Origin of the sequence: Actinomadura sp. 21ATH (genome assembly GCF_041951345.1) — a bacterium.
Taxonomy (GTDB): domain Bacteria; phylum Actinomycetota; class Actinomycetes; order Streptosporangiales; family Streptosporangiaceae; genus Spirillospora.
The window spans coordinates 207,277-218,991 of the sequence record NZ_JBGNUR010000014.1; the positions used below are offsets into that span (position 1 = coordinate 207,277).

Annotated in this window: 11 protein-coding genes, 1 rRNA gene and 1 pseudogene; 3 read left to right on the plus strand and 10 right to left on the minus strand. The window is 74.6% G+C overall.

Annotated features, from left to right (window positions below):
• Positions 1–72 precede the first annotated feature (72 nt).
• The 3 genes and pseudogenes from ACA361_RS32065 to ACA361_RS32075 all read right to left on the minus strand — a co-directional run.
• Positions 73–960: pseudogene (locus tag ACA361_RS32065) on the minus strand (NAD kinase); the annotation flags it as partial.
• Positions 961–1,041: 81 nt separating this feature from the next.
• Positions 1,042–1,851: a TlyA family RNA methyltransferase gene (locus ACA361_RS32070; protein WP_375018239.1), complete on the minus strand. Its 810-nt coding sequence runs from the start codon at positions 1,849–1,851 to the stop codon at positions 1,042–1,044.
• On the minus strand, positions 1,848–2,198 hold the full coding sequence (locus ACA361_RS32075; protein ID WP_375018241.1) for a hypothetical protein: 351 nt from the start codon (positions 2,196–2,198) through the stop codon (positions 1,848–1,850). Before ACA361_RS32075 ends, ACA361_RS32070 begins: the two co-directional genes overlap by 4 nt.
• A gap of 112 nt (positions 2,199–2,310) precedes the next feature.
• On the opposite strand from ACA361_RS32075, the gene ACA361_RS32080 reads away from it, so the two are divergent.
• Positions 2,311–2,652: an SCP2 sterol-binding domain-containing protein gene (locus ACA361_RS32080; RefSeq protein WP_375018243.1), complete on the plus strand. Its 342-nt coding sequence runs from the start codon at positions 2,311–2,313 to the stop codon at positions 2,650–2,652.
• A 63-nt stretch (positions 2,653–2,715) separates the two neighbouring features.
• On the opposite strand, the gene ACA361_RS32085 is transcribed toward ACA361_RS32080, so the two are convergent.
• From ACA361_RS32085 to ACA361_RS32095, 3 genes are all read right to left on the minus strand, one after another.
• Positions 2,716–3,771: a glycerophosphodiester phosphodiesterase family protein gene (locus ACA361_RS32085; protein WP_375018245.1), complete on the minus strand. Its 1,056-nt coding sequence runs from the start codon at positions 3,769–3,771 to the stop codon at positions 2,716–2,718.
• 76 nt (positions 3,772–3,847) lie between these two features.
• Positions 3,848–4,852 (minus strand): HAD-IIA family hydrolase, encoded by a 1,005-nt coding sequence (locus ACA361_RS32090; RefSeq protein WP_375018247.1) that lies wholly within the window; start codon positions 4,850–4,852, stop codon positions 3,848–3,850.
• A 21-nt stretch (positions 4,853–4,873) separates the two neighbouring features.
• A complete protein-coding gene (locus ACA361_RS32095; protein WP_375018249.1) occupies positions 4,874–5,314 on the minus strand; it encodes a tetratricopeptide repeat protein in 441 nt (146 codons plus the stop codon).
• Positions 5,315–5,412: 98 nt separating this feature from the next.
• On the opposite strand from ACA361_RS32095, the gene ACA361_RS32100 reads away from it, so the two are divergent.
• Positions 5,413–6,693, plus strand: a complete 1,281-nt coding sequence (locus ACA361_RS32100; RefSeq protein WP_375018251.1) for a DUF1015 family protein — start codon at positions 5,413–5,415, stop codon at positions 6,691–6,693.
• A 68-nt stretch (positions 6,694–6,761) separates the two neighbouring features.
• On the plus strand, positions 6,762–7,694 hold the full coding sequence (locus ACA361_RS32105; protein ID WP_375018253.1) for an MBL fold metallo-hydrolase: 933 nt from the start codon (positions 6,762–6,764) through the stop codon (positions 7,692–7,694).
• A gap of 194 nt (positions 7,695–7,888) precedes the next feature.
• On the opposite strand, the gene ACA361_RS32110 is transcribed toward ACA361_RS32105, so the two are convergent.
• From ACA361_RS32110 to rrf, 4 genes are all read right to left on the minus strand, one after another.
• A complete protein-coding gene (locus ACA361_RS32110; protein WP_375018255.1) occupies positions 7,889–9,058 on the minus strand; it encodes an alkaline phosphatase PhoX in 1,170 nt (389 codons plus the stop codon).
• 180 nt (positions 9,059–9,238) lie between these two features.
• A complete protein-coding gene (locus tag ACA361_RS32115; RefSeq protein ID WP_375018257.1) occupies positions 9,239–10,297 on the minus strand; it encodes a hypothetical protein in 1,059 nt (352 codons plus the stop codon).
• Positions 10,237–11,064 carry a hypothetical protein gene (locus ACA361_RS32120; protein WP_375018259.1) on the minus strand — a complete coding sequence of 276 codons (828 nt, stop codon included), beginning with the start codon at positions 11,062–11,064 and terminating at the stop codon, positions 10,237–10,239. The genes ACA361_RS32115 and ACA361_RS32120 overlap by 61 nt, the downstream gene beginning before the upstream one ends.
• 526 nt (positions 11,065–11,590) lie before the next feature.
• A 5S ribosomal RNA gene (rrf, locus tag ACA361_RS32125) occupies positions 11,591–11,707 on the minus strand.
• Positions 11,708–11,715: the final 8 nt, after the last annotated feature.

Here is an 11,715-nt window from a genome sequence, read left to right on the forward strand (position 1 = left end):
CTCGCGGCCGGCCGGCTCGTCGTCCGGCGGCCCGGCCGGCGGGCCCGGCGGCAGGGCGGCGGCCGCGGCCTGCCGGGCCCGGCCGCGCCAGCCGGTGACCGGCAGCCCGAACTTGGTCACCAGCCGGTCGGTGAACGGCGTCAGGTGCAGCCGCGCGAGCCGTACCGGAGCGGCGCCACGGCGGACCTCGACGCGCGCGCCCGGCGGCAGGTCCAGGGTGCGGCGGCCGTCGCACCACAGCACCGCGCGGGCCGTGCCCGGCTGCACCTCGATCGCCACCGCGGACCGCGGCGAGACCACCAGCGGCCTGGAGAACAGCGCGTGCGCGCTGATCGGCACCACCAGCATCGCCTCGACCTCCGGCCACACCACCGGGCCGCCCGCGGAGAACGCGTACGCCGTCGAGCCGGTCGGGGTGGCGCACACGACGCCGTCGCAGCCCCAGTTGGACAGCGGGCGGCCGTCGATCTCGGCGACGACCTCCAGCATCCGCTCGCGCTCGGCCTTCTCCACGCTGGCCTCGTTCAGCGCCCACGTCGTGCCGTCGACGCCGCCGTTGCGGCGCACGACGACGTCGATCGTCATCCGCTCCTCGACGTCGTACCGGCGGCTGACGACGCGGTCGACGGTCGCGGCCAGGTCCTCGCGCTCGGCCTCGGCGAGGAAGCCGACGTGGCCGAGGTTGACGCCGAGCAGCGGGGTGCCGGCCGGGCGCGCCAGGTCGGCGGCGCGCAGCAGCGTGCCGTCGCCGCCGAGCACCATGACGACCTCGGCGTCCTCGGCCGCCTCGGCGGTGCCCGGCCGCACGTCCACGCCCGCGCAGCCGATGTCGGCGGCCTCGCTCTCCAGGACGCGGACCGAGATGCCCGCCGCGCTGAGCCGGTCGATCACCAGTTGCGCGCTGCGCACCGCCTCCGGCCGTCCCGTGTGCGTGACGACCAGTACCGCTCTCTCACCCATGCGCACGCTCCGACGCCGTTGCCGCGTTCGCTTCCACTGTGCCTTCCACGCCCGCTTCTACGTCGGGCCCGCCGGAACGGATCACTGCGGTCCCTCCGCGACGGCCCGCGCCAGGTCGGCGTCCGCCAGCGGCGGGGCGCCGGCCCGCATCCACAGGAAGTACTCCACGTTGCCAGCCGGGCCCGGCAGCGGGCTCGCGGTCACGCCGAGCACGCCCAGGCCGAGCGTCGCCGCGTGCTGTGCGACGTCCCGTACCGCGCCGGCGCGCAGCTCCGGGTCGCGCACGACGCCGCCCGCGCCGACCAGGTCCTTGCCCACCTCGAACTGCGGCTTCACCATGAGCGCGTAGTCGGCGCCGGGCGCGGCGCAGCGCCGCAGCGGCTCCAGGACCAGGCGCAGCGAGATGAACGACAGGTCGCCGACCACCAGGTCGGGCGCGGGCGCCTCGGGCGCGCCGAGCAGCTCGGGCGTCAGGTCGCGGACGTTGGTCCGCTCGAGGACGGTGACCCGGTCGTCGGTGCGCAGCGACCAGGCGATCTGGCCGCGGCCGACGTCGACCGCGTACACGCGCGCGGCGCCCGCGCGCAGCAGCACGTCGGTGAACCCGCCGGTCGACGCGCCCGCGTCCAGGCACACCCGGCCCGCCGGCTTCAGCCCGTCGAACGCCGCCAGCGCCCCGGCCAGCTTGTGCGCGCCGCGCGAGACGTACCCGGGCCCCTCGTCGGCGGTGTCGACGAGGATCGCCGCCCCGGCCTCGACCTGCGTCGCGGCCTTCGAGGCCGGCCGGCCGCCGACCCGTACCCGGCCTTCGGCGATCAGCTCCGAGGCGTGCTCCCGCGACCGCGCCAGCTTCCGCCGCACCAGTTCGGCGTCCAGCCGCCGCCGCGTCACCCGCGCCCCCCGCCCGTCCCGGTCCAGGGCCCGGGGGCCGCCGGACGGGCTCCCTGCGGGCCCGGACGCGGCCCCGGGTACGGGCCGCGCGGCCCGCCGGGGGCGGGCGCGGCGGGGGCCGCCGGGTGGTCGTCCTGGTCGGCGGAGGTCAGGAGGTCCTGCAGGCGCCGGTGGATCTCGCCGAAGACCGCCACGTGCCCGGCGACCGGGGTGCCGGCCAGCCCGTTCAGCCCGGCCAGGGCGTCGTCGACGCGGGGATCGCCGGTCGGCTCGGGACCGGGCGGGGCCGCCGCGTGCGCGCGCGGGGGCCCCGCCTGCGCCGGGTCCTGCGCGGCCTCGTCGGACATCTCGTCTCCCTCCAGCGGGCCCCGATCGCCCGCCGCGAGTCGCACGGGCCCGGTCAGAACGCTACCGTCCCATCACGACATCGTCGTCGATCGAACGGGGAACGGCCTGACCATGGCGAACGAGGAGGAGTGCCGCGGCGCGCTCGGCCGCATCGCGGAACGCCTGGCGGCGGTGGACGCCGACCGGCTCGCCGAGCATGTGGTGGAACGGACGATCAGCTGCCGGATCCCCGATCTCGGGGTGGCCTACGCCACCCGGCTGCACGCCGGCGGGCTCGACCCGTTCGAGCCCACCGGCGACGCCAAGGGCGCCCAGGTGCGGCTCACCGTGGCCAGCGACGACCTGGTCGCGCTGGCCGACGACGAGCTGAACCCGGCCAAGGCGTGGGCGTCCGGCCGGCTCAAGATCGAGGCGAGCATCTTCGACCTGCTCCGCCTGCGCAAGCTGCTGTGACGTTCGCCGCCCGCCGTCCGGGCCCCGGACGGCGGGCGTCGGCGGGGGCCGTGCCGGGTGGGGTCAGCGGCCCCGGTACGCGCGGGGCAGCCGCATGCCGCGCTCGGCCATGACGGCGCGCAGGACGTCCGGGCGGTCGGTGATGATCCCGTCCACGCCGTCGTCGATGAGCTTGGCCATGGTGGGGGCGTCGTCGACGGTCCAGGGGACCACCTTGAGCCGCATCCGGTGCGCGCGCCGGACCATGTCCCTCGTCACGTACGGCCGGTAGCCCGGGTCGGTGACCTTGCCGTTCTGCGGGAACCCGTGGACGGGCGAGAACGCGTCCGCGCCGAACGACCTCACCGCCCGCAGCGGGTCGCCGCCGAAGTCGTCGATGTCGATGCCGCCGAGCCAGGGCGAGCGCCCGGGCCGCCCTGTCTGCAGGAAGTCGTAGTTGGTGAGCGCGACGAGCGGCAGCCTGCGCTCGACCTGGCGTATCCGCATCAGCGCGCCCCAGTCGAAGCTCTGGATCGTCACCTGGCGCAGCATGCGCGCGCGCCGCACCTCCCGCGCCGTGACCTGGACGAACTGCTCGCGCGGAGCCGTCTCGTGCGGCGCCCCCGCCTCCACCTTGGTCTCGACGTTGAGCTTCACGCCGTACGCGCGGTAGCGGTGAACCAGCGCGAACACCTCGCGGAGGAGCGGCATCCTCGCCCCCGGCACGGCCCGCTGCCCAGGGAACTCCGGCAGGGTTCGCGTCCCGCAGTCCATGGTGCGGACCTGCTTGAGCGAGAGCGTGTTGACGTACTTCCCGACATAGGGGTACTCGGGGTCGCCCGGAACGGCGGGGGCGGTGTCCTGGCATTTGCGGTCGCTGACCCGGCGGTCGTGCGTCACCACCGCGTGCCCGTCCTCGGTGATCTGCACGTCCAGCTCCAGGGTGGTGACCCCGAGCTCCAGCGCGTTCGCGAACGCCGGGATCGTGCTCTCGACGACCAGCCCGAGCCCGCCCCGGTGCGCCTGCAGGTCGAATCTCCCGCCCCCGGCCTTCCCGCCCTCGGCCTGGGCGGGGGCGGCCACCCCCACCAGACCCGCGAGCCCCGCGGCCACCAGTCCCGCCGCCAACACACGCCTCATGAAACACCTCTCCCGTCATGAACTCAGGAGAGGTCATCATCCGCTCATGACCGCCCGGCGAACGGGAAGAGGACGTTCAGCCAAGATCGAGGCGCTGGAGCGAGCGCTCGAACGCGCTCGCCTCCGGAACCGTCCCGTCCCTCCACGCGGCGGCGCACAGGGCCCTCAGCCCGTCGTAGGCGTCGCCCTCGCCCGTCAGCTCGACCTGGCCGCCGTCCCACTGCGCGGTCCAGCCGCCGCACAGGAAGCGGCCCTGCTCCTCGCGCACCTCGGGATGCGGTACGAGCAGGCCGGACAGGTCGGGGGCGAGGTAGGCGGGGCGCTGGTGCGGCGGCGCCGTGAGCGCGGTCATCGGCTCGGTCACGCCCGTGAACACCAGCAGGCTGTCGGAGCCGCCGTTGTGGGCGCCCTCGATGTCGGTGTCGAGACGGTCGCCCACCACCAGCGGGCGCCGCGCCTCCGTGCGGATCACCGACTCGCGGTGCAGGGGGCGTTCGGGCTTGCCGGTGACGATCGGCTCCACTCCGGTCGCGGCGCCGATGACCTTCAGCAGCGAGCCGTTCCCCGGCTTCGGCGGGCCTCCCCCGCCCGGGATCGTGAGGTCGCCGTTGGAGCCCACGAACAGCGCCCCGTTCCGTACCGCCGCCGCCCCTTCCGCCAGCAGCCCGTAGGAGAGGCCCGGGTCGTAGCCCTGGGCGACCGCCGCCGGCTCCTCCGCGGCCGTGGAGACGGGCCTCAGGCCCCGCGCGTAGAGGGCGTGGCGCAGTCCCATGCCGCCCACCACGAGCACCTTCGCGCCCTGCGGGAGCCGCTCGGACAGCAGCCGCGCGGCCGCCTGGGCGGAGGTGACCACGTCCTCCGCCCGCGCCGGGACGCCCACGTCGGTCAGCAGCGCCGCGACCGCCGACGGGGTCCGGGACGCGTTGTTGGTCACGAATGCGAGCCGCTGCCCCGCCGCCCGCGCCTTGGCCAGCGACTCCGCCGCCGCGGGCACCGGCCGGTGGCCGATGTAGACGACGCCGTCGAGATCGAGCAGGGCGACGTCGTATGCCTCGCACAGCGGGCGGTCACAGCTTCTCATCCGCGCCATCGTACGAGAGCGTCACCTCCGGGCATCGAGGGTGGCCCGCACATGGCGCAGCGCCTTCGCGTAGTCCCTGTTCTCGGGGCGCATGGCCGCGGCGAGGGCCAGCGGCTCCACCGCGCCCTGGAAGTCGCCGAGGCGGCTCAGGGACAGCCCGAGCCCGAACAGCGCGTAGTCCTCGGCCGGATCGACCTCGACGATGAAGCGGAAGTTCTCGGCGGCCTCCCGGAACCGCCGCGCCCCGAACTGCGCCCGCGCCAGCGCCTCCCGGATCGACCGCGACGCCGGCTCGGCGTCGGCCGCCCGCGCCAGCAGCTGCACCGCCGCCGCCGCGCTGCCCGCCTTCAGCAGCGCCAGCCCCCGCGTGTACCACTCGTAGACCCCGCCGTCCGGGCCGGCGGGGTCGGGATGGACGCCGCTCTGGGAATCGTCCGGCCGTCCCGATCCTTGACCATCCATATGGACCTCCCGCGGACGCCGATCGCACCGGTCACGCCGATCGCACCGATCACTTGGACCGTACCCGCCCGCCGCTCCCTCACCCGTGGCTGACTAGCATGCGCACGGTGGAGGCCGATTTCCCGTCCGAGCACGACCCGGAGGAGTTCAGCGCCCGGATCTTCGGCGCCGGGCCCGGCCGCCCGGAGCCCGGGGCCCGCCGCGGCGCGGGGCTCGAACTGGCGCCTTTCCGCGGCGTGCGGTTCGCCCCGCACATCGATCCCGCCGCGGTCACCAGCCCTCCGTACGACCTGCTGGACCGCGACCAGGTCGAGCGCCTGAAGGCGGGCGGCGGGCACAACATCGTCCGGCTGACGCTGCCGGACGGCTACGGCGACGCCGCGGCCACGTTCCGCCGCTGGCTCGCGGACGGCTCGCTGATCACCGACCCCGCGCCGGCGCTCTACCTGTACGAGACCGGCGGGCAGCGCGGGCTGATCGGCGCCCTCGGCATCCGCGCCGAGGCCGACCAGGTGGTGCTGCCCCACGAGAACGTCTACCCCGGGCCCGTGCGGGACCGCCTCGCCCTCATGGAGGCGACCCGCGCCAACCTGGAGCCCATCTTCCTGATCTACGAGGGCGGCGGCGACACCGCGGAGATCATCGATGCGGCGGCCGGGCTCCCACCCCTCATGGACTTCCGCGCCGGCGGCCAGCCGCACCGCCTCTGGCGCATCGACGACCCGGCCCTGCACGCCCGGATCGCCGCCGACCTCGCCCCCCGCCAGGCGCTGATCGCCGACGGCCACCACCGCTACGCCACCTACCGCGCCCTCCAGGCCCGCCACCCCGAGGCCACCTGGGACTACGGCCTGGCCCTCCTGGTCGACTCCACCCGCCACCCGCCGCACCTGGGCGCCATCCACCGCGTCCTGCCGGACCTGCCCCCGTCCACCGCTCTCGCACTGGCGCGCGAGGCGTTCGACGTGACCCCCGTCTCCGGTACGGAGGCCCTTCGGGACGTCCCCGGCCCCGCCTTCCTGCTGGCCGCCGGCGACGGCCTGCACCTGCTCACCGGCCCCGACCCCGGCCGCCTCGAACGCGCCCTGCCCCGCGACCACTCCGCCCGCTGGCGCGCCCTCGACACCGCGGTCCTCGACCATCTCCTCATCCGCGACATCTGGAAGATCCCCGAGGACGAGCGGAGCGTCGAGGTCGTCCACGACGACCCCGCGGCCGCCATCGCCCGCGCCCGCCGTACCGGCGGCACCGCGGTGATCCTCAACCCGCTGAAGGTCGAGGACGTCCTCGCCGTCGCCGCCCAGGGCGAACGCGTCCCCCGCAAGTCCACGTCCTTCGGCCCCAAACCCCGCACGGGCCTCGTCCTGAGACGCTGCTGACCGGCCCCGCGTCCATCCCGCCGCGCGAACTGTGGATAACGCGGCCGGATGCGAGAGATGATCGTCCGATGGACACCACGATCACGCCGCTCGGCGGGGACGTCTACGAGATCGACACACGCATGGCGGGCTACTCGGGCATCACCGCGGGATACCTGATCCTGTCCGACCGGCCGTGCCTGGTGGAGCCGGGCACCGCCGGGTCGGCCCCGGTCGTCCGGAACGCGCTGAGCGAGCTGGGCGTCGGGCCCGCCGATCTCGCGACGGTGGTCGTCACGCACATCCACCTCGACCACGCCGGCGGGGTCGGCGACATCGCGGAGACGTACCCCGAGGCCGAGGTGGTCGTGCACGAGAAGGGCGCGCGGCACCTGGCGTCCCCGGAACGGCTCATGCGCAGCGCGCGCATGGTGTACGGCGACGCCCTCGACACGCTGTTCGGGGAACTGCGCCCCACGGAGGCGGCGCGGATCCGGGCCGTCGAGGAGACCGGGTCGATCGACCTGGGCGGCGGCCGCCGGCTGGAGTCGTACTACTCCCCCGGCCACGCCAAGCACCACGTGGGGTTGATGGACTCGCAGACCGGCGACCTGTACGTGGGCGACGCGGCCGGCATCTACGTCCCCGAGACCAAGGACGTGCGCCCCGCCACGCCTCCCCCGGACTTCGACCTCGACACGGCGCTGGCGTCGCTGCGGAAGTTCCGGGAGCTGGGACCGCAGCGCCTGCTGTTCGCCCACTACGGGCCCGTGGTGGAGGTGGCCGACACGCTGGAGCGGTCCGCCGAGGAACTGCGGATCTGGGTGGACGCGGTGCGCGACGCCAAGGAGGAGGGCCTCGACCTCGACCACGCGGTGGAGATGGTGCGCGACCGCACGAACGAGCGCTACGCGGTGACGCGCGAAGGGGCCGATCCAGAGCTGGCCGCCAAGTACGAGCTGCTCAACGGCGCCGAGAGCAACGTCGCCGGCATCATGCACGCCCTGAACCGGCACGCCTGATGCACGCGCACTACGTCGGCCCCTCAGGGGCCCCGTCGCCGTGCCGCTGGTGCTCGGGCACCGGGACGCACCCCCCGCACGGGGCGGCCCGGCGGCCGCGGCGCCACGCCACCGGCCGGTCGTTCCGGCGTGCCGGACTCGGGTGGCGCCCCGGCCGCCACTGCGGCTGGGGCCGCCGGTGAGGGAGCGGGCGGTCAGCTCCGGAAGGGGCCGGTCACCTCGTACGTGAACCCGTCGGTCCCCCCGATGAACCCGCTCTCGCCTCGCTGGGAGGAGAAGTAGAGGCGCCTGCCGTCAGGGGAGAACGCCGGGCCGGTGATCTCGGACTCGTCGTGTCCCACGATGCGCAGGAACGGCGCGACGGTCCCCTCCGGGGTGATGATGTTGATCTCCATGTTGTCGCCGTCCTCGGCGATGTAGAGATCCCCCGAGGCGGCGCCCGTGATGTTGTCCACGCCGGAGAGCGGGGGCTCGCCCCCGGTGACGAGGTCGTCGTCGTAGGCGAGGTCGAGCGTCTCGGCGGCGGCGTCGTACGACCACACCCGGTCGTCGCCCTTGGTGGTGAAGTAGCAGATGCCGCGCGCGTAGTAGCAGCCTTCGCCGCCGTCGAACCGCATGGCCCCGGAGACCTGGTCGCGGGTCGGCGTGGTCCAGATGCGGGGGTTGGGCACCCTGGCCCAGCGCACCGGGCCGGTCCCCGTTCCCAGGAGGACCTCAAGGGTCCCTGATGACAGGTCGCCCCAGGTGCTCGGGCGGAAACGGTAGAAGCAGCCGTCCGACTGGTCCTCGGTGAGGTACACGACCTTGCGGTCGGGGTCGCAGGCGGCCGCCTCGTGCTTGAACCGGCCCATGGCGGGACGGGACTGCGCCGCCTTGCCGCCCTGGGGGTACGTCTCGTACACGAGCCCGAAGTCGTGCTCCTCGCAGGAGAGCCACGTGTTCCACGGGGTGGCCCCGCCCGCGCAGTTGAGCGTGGTCCCGTTCAGGATCCGGTACGCGGACGCGACCGTGCCGTCGGCGCCGAACCGGATCGCGGAGACGCCTCCCACCAGGGGGACCTCGGCGTTGCTCACGTAGATCCAGCCGTCGCCGTCCTGGAAGCACGCGCCGCCGTCAGGGGCCGGATGCCAGGTGTGGCGCGTGCCCGCCACCCGCTGCAGGGAGCGGGCCACGATCCTGCTGCGGAAGCCCTCGGGCAGTTGCAGGCCGTTGGCGTCGGCGGGCAGGAGCGCTCCGTACGGGCCGGGCCCGGGTTGCGCGGGCCCGGCGAAAGCCTGGTGCCAGAGCGCGCCCGAGAAGGCGGTGGTGCCGCCGGCGATGGCCGTGGCGCGCAGGAACATGCGTCGGTTCAGGGGGGTCGCCATGACGCTCCTCACGAGATCAAGGTCGCGAGGGAGTCGATCATGCGCGAATGACGCCCTCACCCCCCGAACGGCACGATCTCGTGAATATCAGCCGAACCGCGACACCCGTCAACCCCACCGCCCCTGTGAACGCGAACTCCCCGGCCGGCGCGCGGCGGCCGGCCGGGGAGTGGGAGGCGATCAGCCTGCGGAGGGGCCTTCCTCGTCCCCGTCCGCGTCCGGGTCCGGCCGGTCGTCCGCCTGCGGCTCCAGGAAGACCGCCGGCGCCTCGGGAACGTCGGAGCCCTGCACGGACCCTCGCGGCGCCTCGGACTCCTCTGAGGGCCGTTCCGGCGCCGCCTGCGGCTCGGCCGGGGCCGCCTTGAACGCGATGGCGGTCGGGTCCGAGACCTCGCCGGCCTCCGCACCGTCGCCGGCGTCCTCTCCGGCGTCCGGACCGTCCTGCTCCACGCCCGCGCCGTCCATCCCGGCCTCGCCTTCGGCCTTCTCGTCGACGGCCGCGGCGGCCTCGGCCTCGTCCTCCTCGGTGTCGAGGATGTCCAGGCCCTCCATCTCGGCGTACCGCTCGGCCGCGTCGGTCTCCCCGTCGCGGTCGGCGGCCGCCGTCCTGGCGAACCACTCGGCCGCCTCGGTGTCCCGCCCGGCCTCGGCCAGGGCGTCGGCGTACGCGTAGAACAGCCGCGCCGACCACGGGCGAAGCCTGCGGTCCCTGAGTTCCGGCACCTGAAGCGTGACCACGGCCGCGTCGTACTGGCCCAGGTCACGGCGCGCGCCGGACTCCACGATCCGCAGCTCGATCCGGGACGCCTGGTCGAGTTTCTGGGCCTCCGGCGACTTCACCAGGTCCAGCGCGCGCTCGGGACGACCCAGGCCGCGCTCGCAGTCCGCCATGACGGGCAGGTACGCGTCCTCGGCGTTGCTCAGCCGGCGCGCCGCGCGCAGTTCGGCGAGCGCTTCCGCCCACTCGCCCGCGTGGTACGCGGCGAGACCCGCCGCCTCCCGCACCAAACCCACCCGCGACGCCAGCCGGCGCGCGGCCTTGGCGTGCCGGTACGCGGTCTCGGGCTCGTCCTCCGCCAGCCGCCCCGCCATCACGAGATGGCGCGCGACGCGCCCGGCCAGGTCCCTGGGCAGGGTGCGCAGCTCCTCGCGCGCCTCCACGTCCAGCTCCTCACCGGTCACGTCATCCGGCAGCAGCGGATCGTCGTGCTTGGGCGCCTGCCGCTCCTGGGCCTCCATCTGGTCCCGGCGCCCGGAACGGTCACGCGGCCCGTAAGAGCGTCCCTGCGGCCTGTCCCGGTCGCCCGGGCGTCCGCGCCCGTCGCGCCGCGGCCCGCCGCCGCCCTGCCGACGATCATCACCACGCCCGAACCGCTCGCCCCGTCCAGGACGGTCGTCCCGACGCGGCCGATCACCACGAGCAGGACGGTCGTCCCGACGGGGCCGATCGTCACGGGCACCCCGGTCATCCCGACGCGGCCGGTCATCCCTGGAGAAGCGCTCATCGCGACGCGGCCGGTCATCCCGCTTGAAGCGATCGTCGCGCTGCGGACGATCATCCCGGCGCGGCCGGTCGTCCCGAGCGAAACGCTCATCGCGACGCGGCCGGTCATCACGCTGCGGACGGTCGTCCCTGGAGAAGCGCTCATCGCGACGCGGCCGATCGTCCCGCTTGAAGCGGTCATCGCGCCCCGGACGCTCATCACGCTGAGGACGGCCACCACGGGCGAACCGGTCGTCCCGCTGCGGACGGTCATCGCGTCGCGGTCCACGATCGTCACGCCGCGGGCCGGAGTCACGCCCGAAACGGTCATCGCGCGGGGGACGCTGCGGACGCTCACCGCGTCCAGGCCCGCCACCGGCGGCGAACCGGTCATCCCGGCGCGGCCGGTCATCGCGCTTGAAGCGATCGTCGCGCTGCGGACGATCATCGCGGCGGGGCCCGCGATCGTCCCGCCTGGGACCGGGGTCCCGGGAGAAGCGATCGCTCCTCTGAGGACGGTCATCCCTGCGGGGACCGCCGCTCGCGCCCTGGGGACGAGACCCGAACCTGCGCCCCTCCTGCGAGCCGCCTCCGGGACCCGAGCCGCGAGACCCGGTATTCGGTCCGCGCCGGTCATCGGACCGCTTGAACGGACGCTCCTGGCCGCGATCGTCTCGCTTGCCCTTCCAGCCACCGCTCGAGCCGGGACGCCCTCCGCTGAACGGACGACCCCGTCCGCCTTCACCGGCCGCGCCTTCAGAACGACCGCGCTGTCCCTGGGAGCCGCGATCCCGAGGGCCGCCGCTGTTGCGGAACCCCGCGCCTCCGGAGCCGTTGCGTGCGCCGCCCCCGCGGCGGGGAGGCGTACCGCGCCCCCCGTCCTTGCCGCGCCGCTCGCGGCTCTCGTCGCTGCGGCCGTCCTCTTCCGCGCTCATCACGTCCGTCACTGTTCTCGGTGGTTTCGTCGACCTGCTCTCACCTATTTTGGCAGGTCCCAGACACGCGTCGAGGGCCGCCCCGTAAACCGGGGCGACCCTCGACCAATATATGTCCGGCGGTGTCCTACTCTCCCACACAGTCTCCCATGCAGTACCATCGGCGCTGAAGGGCTTAACTTCCGGGTTCGGGATGGGACCGGGTGTTTCCCCTTCGCCATAACCACCGAACGACCCAC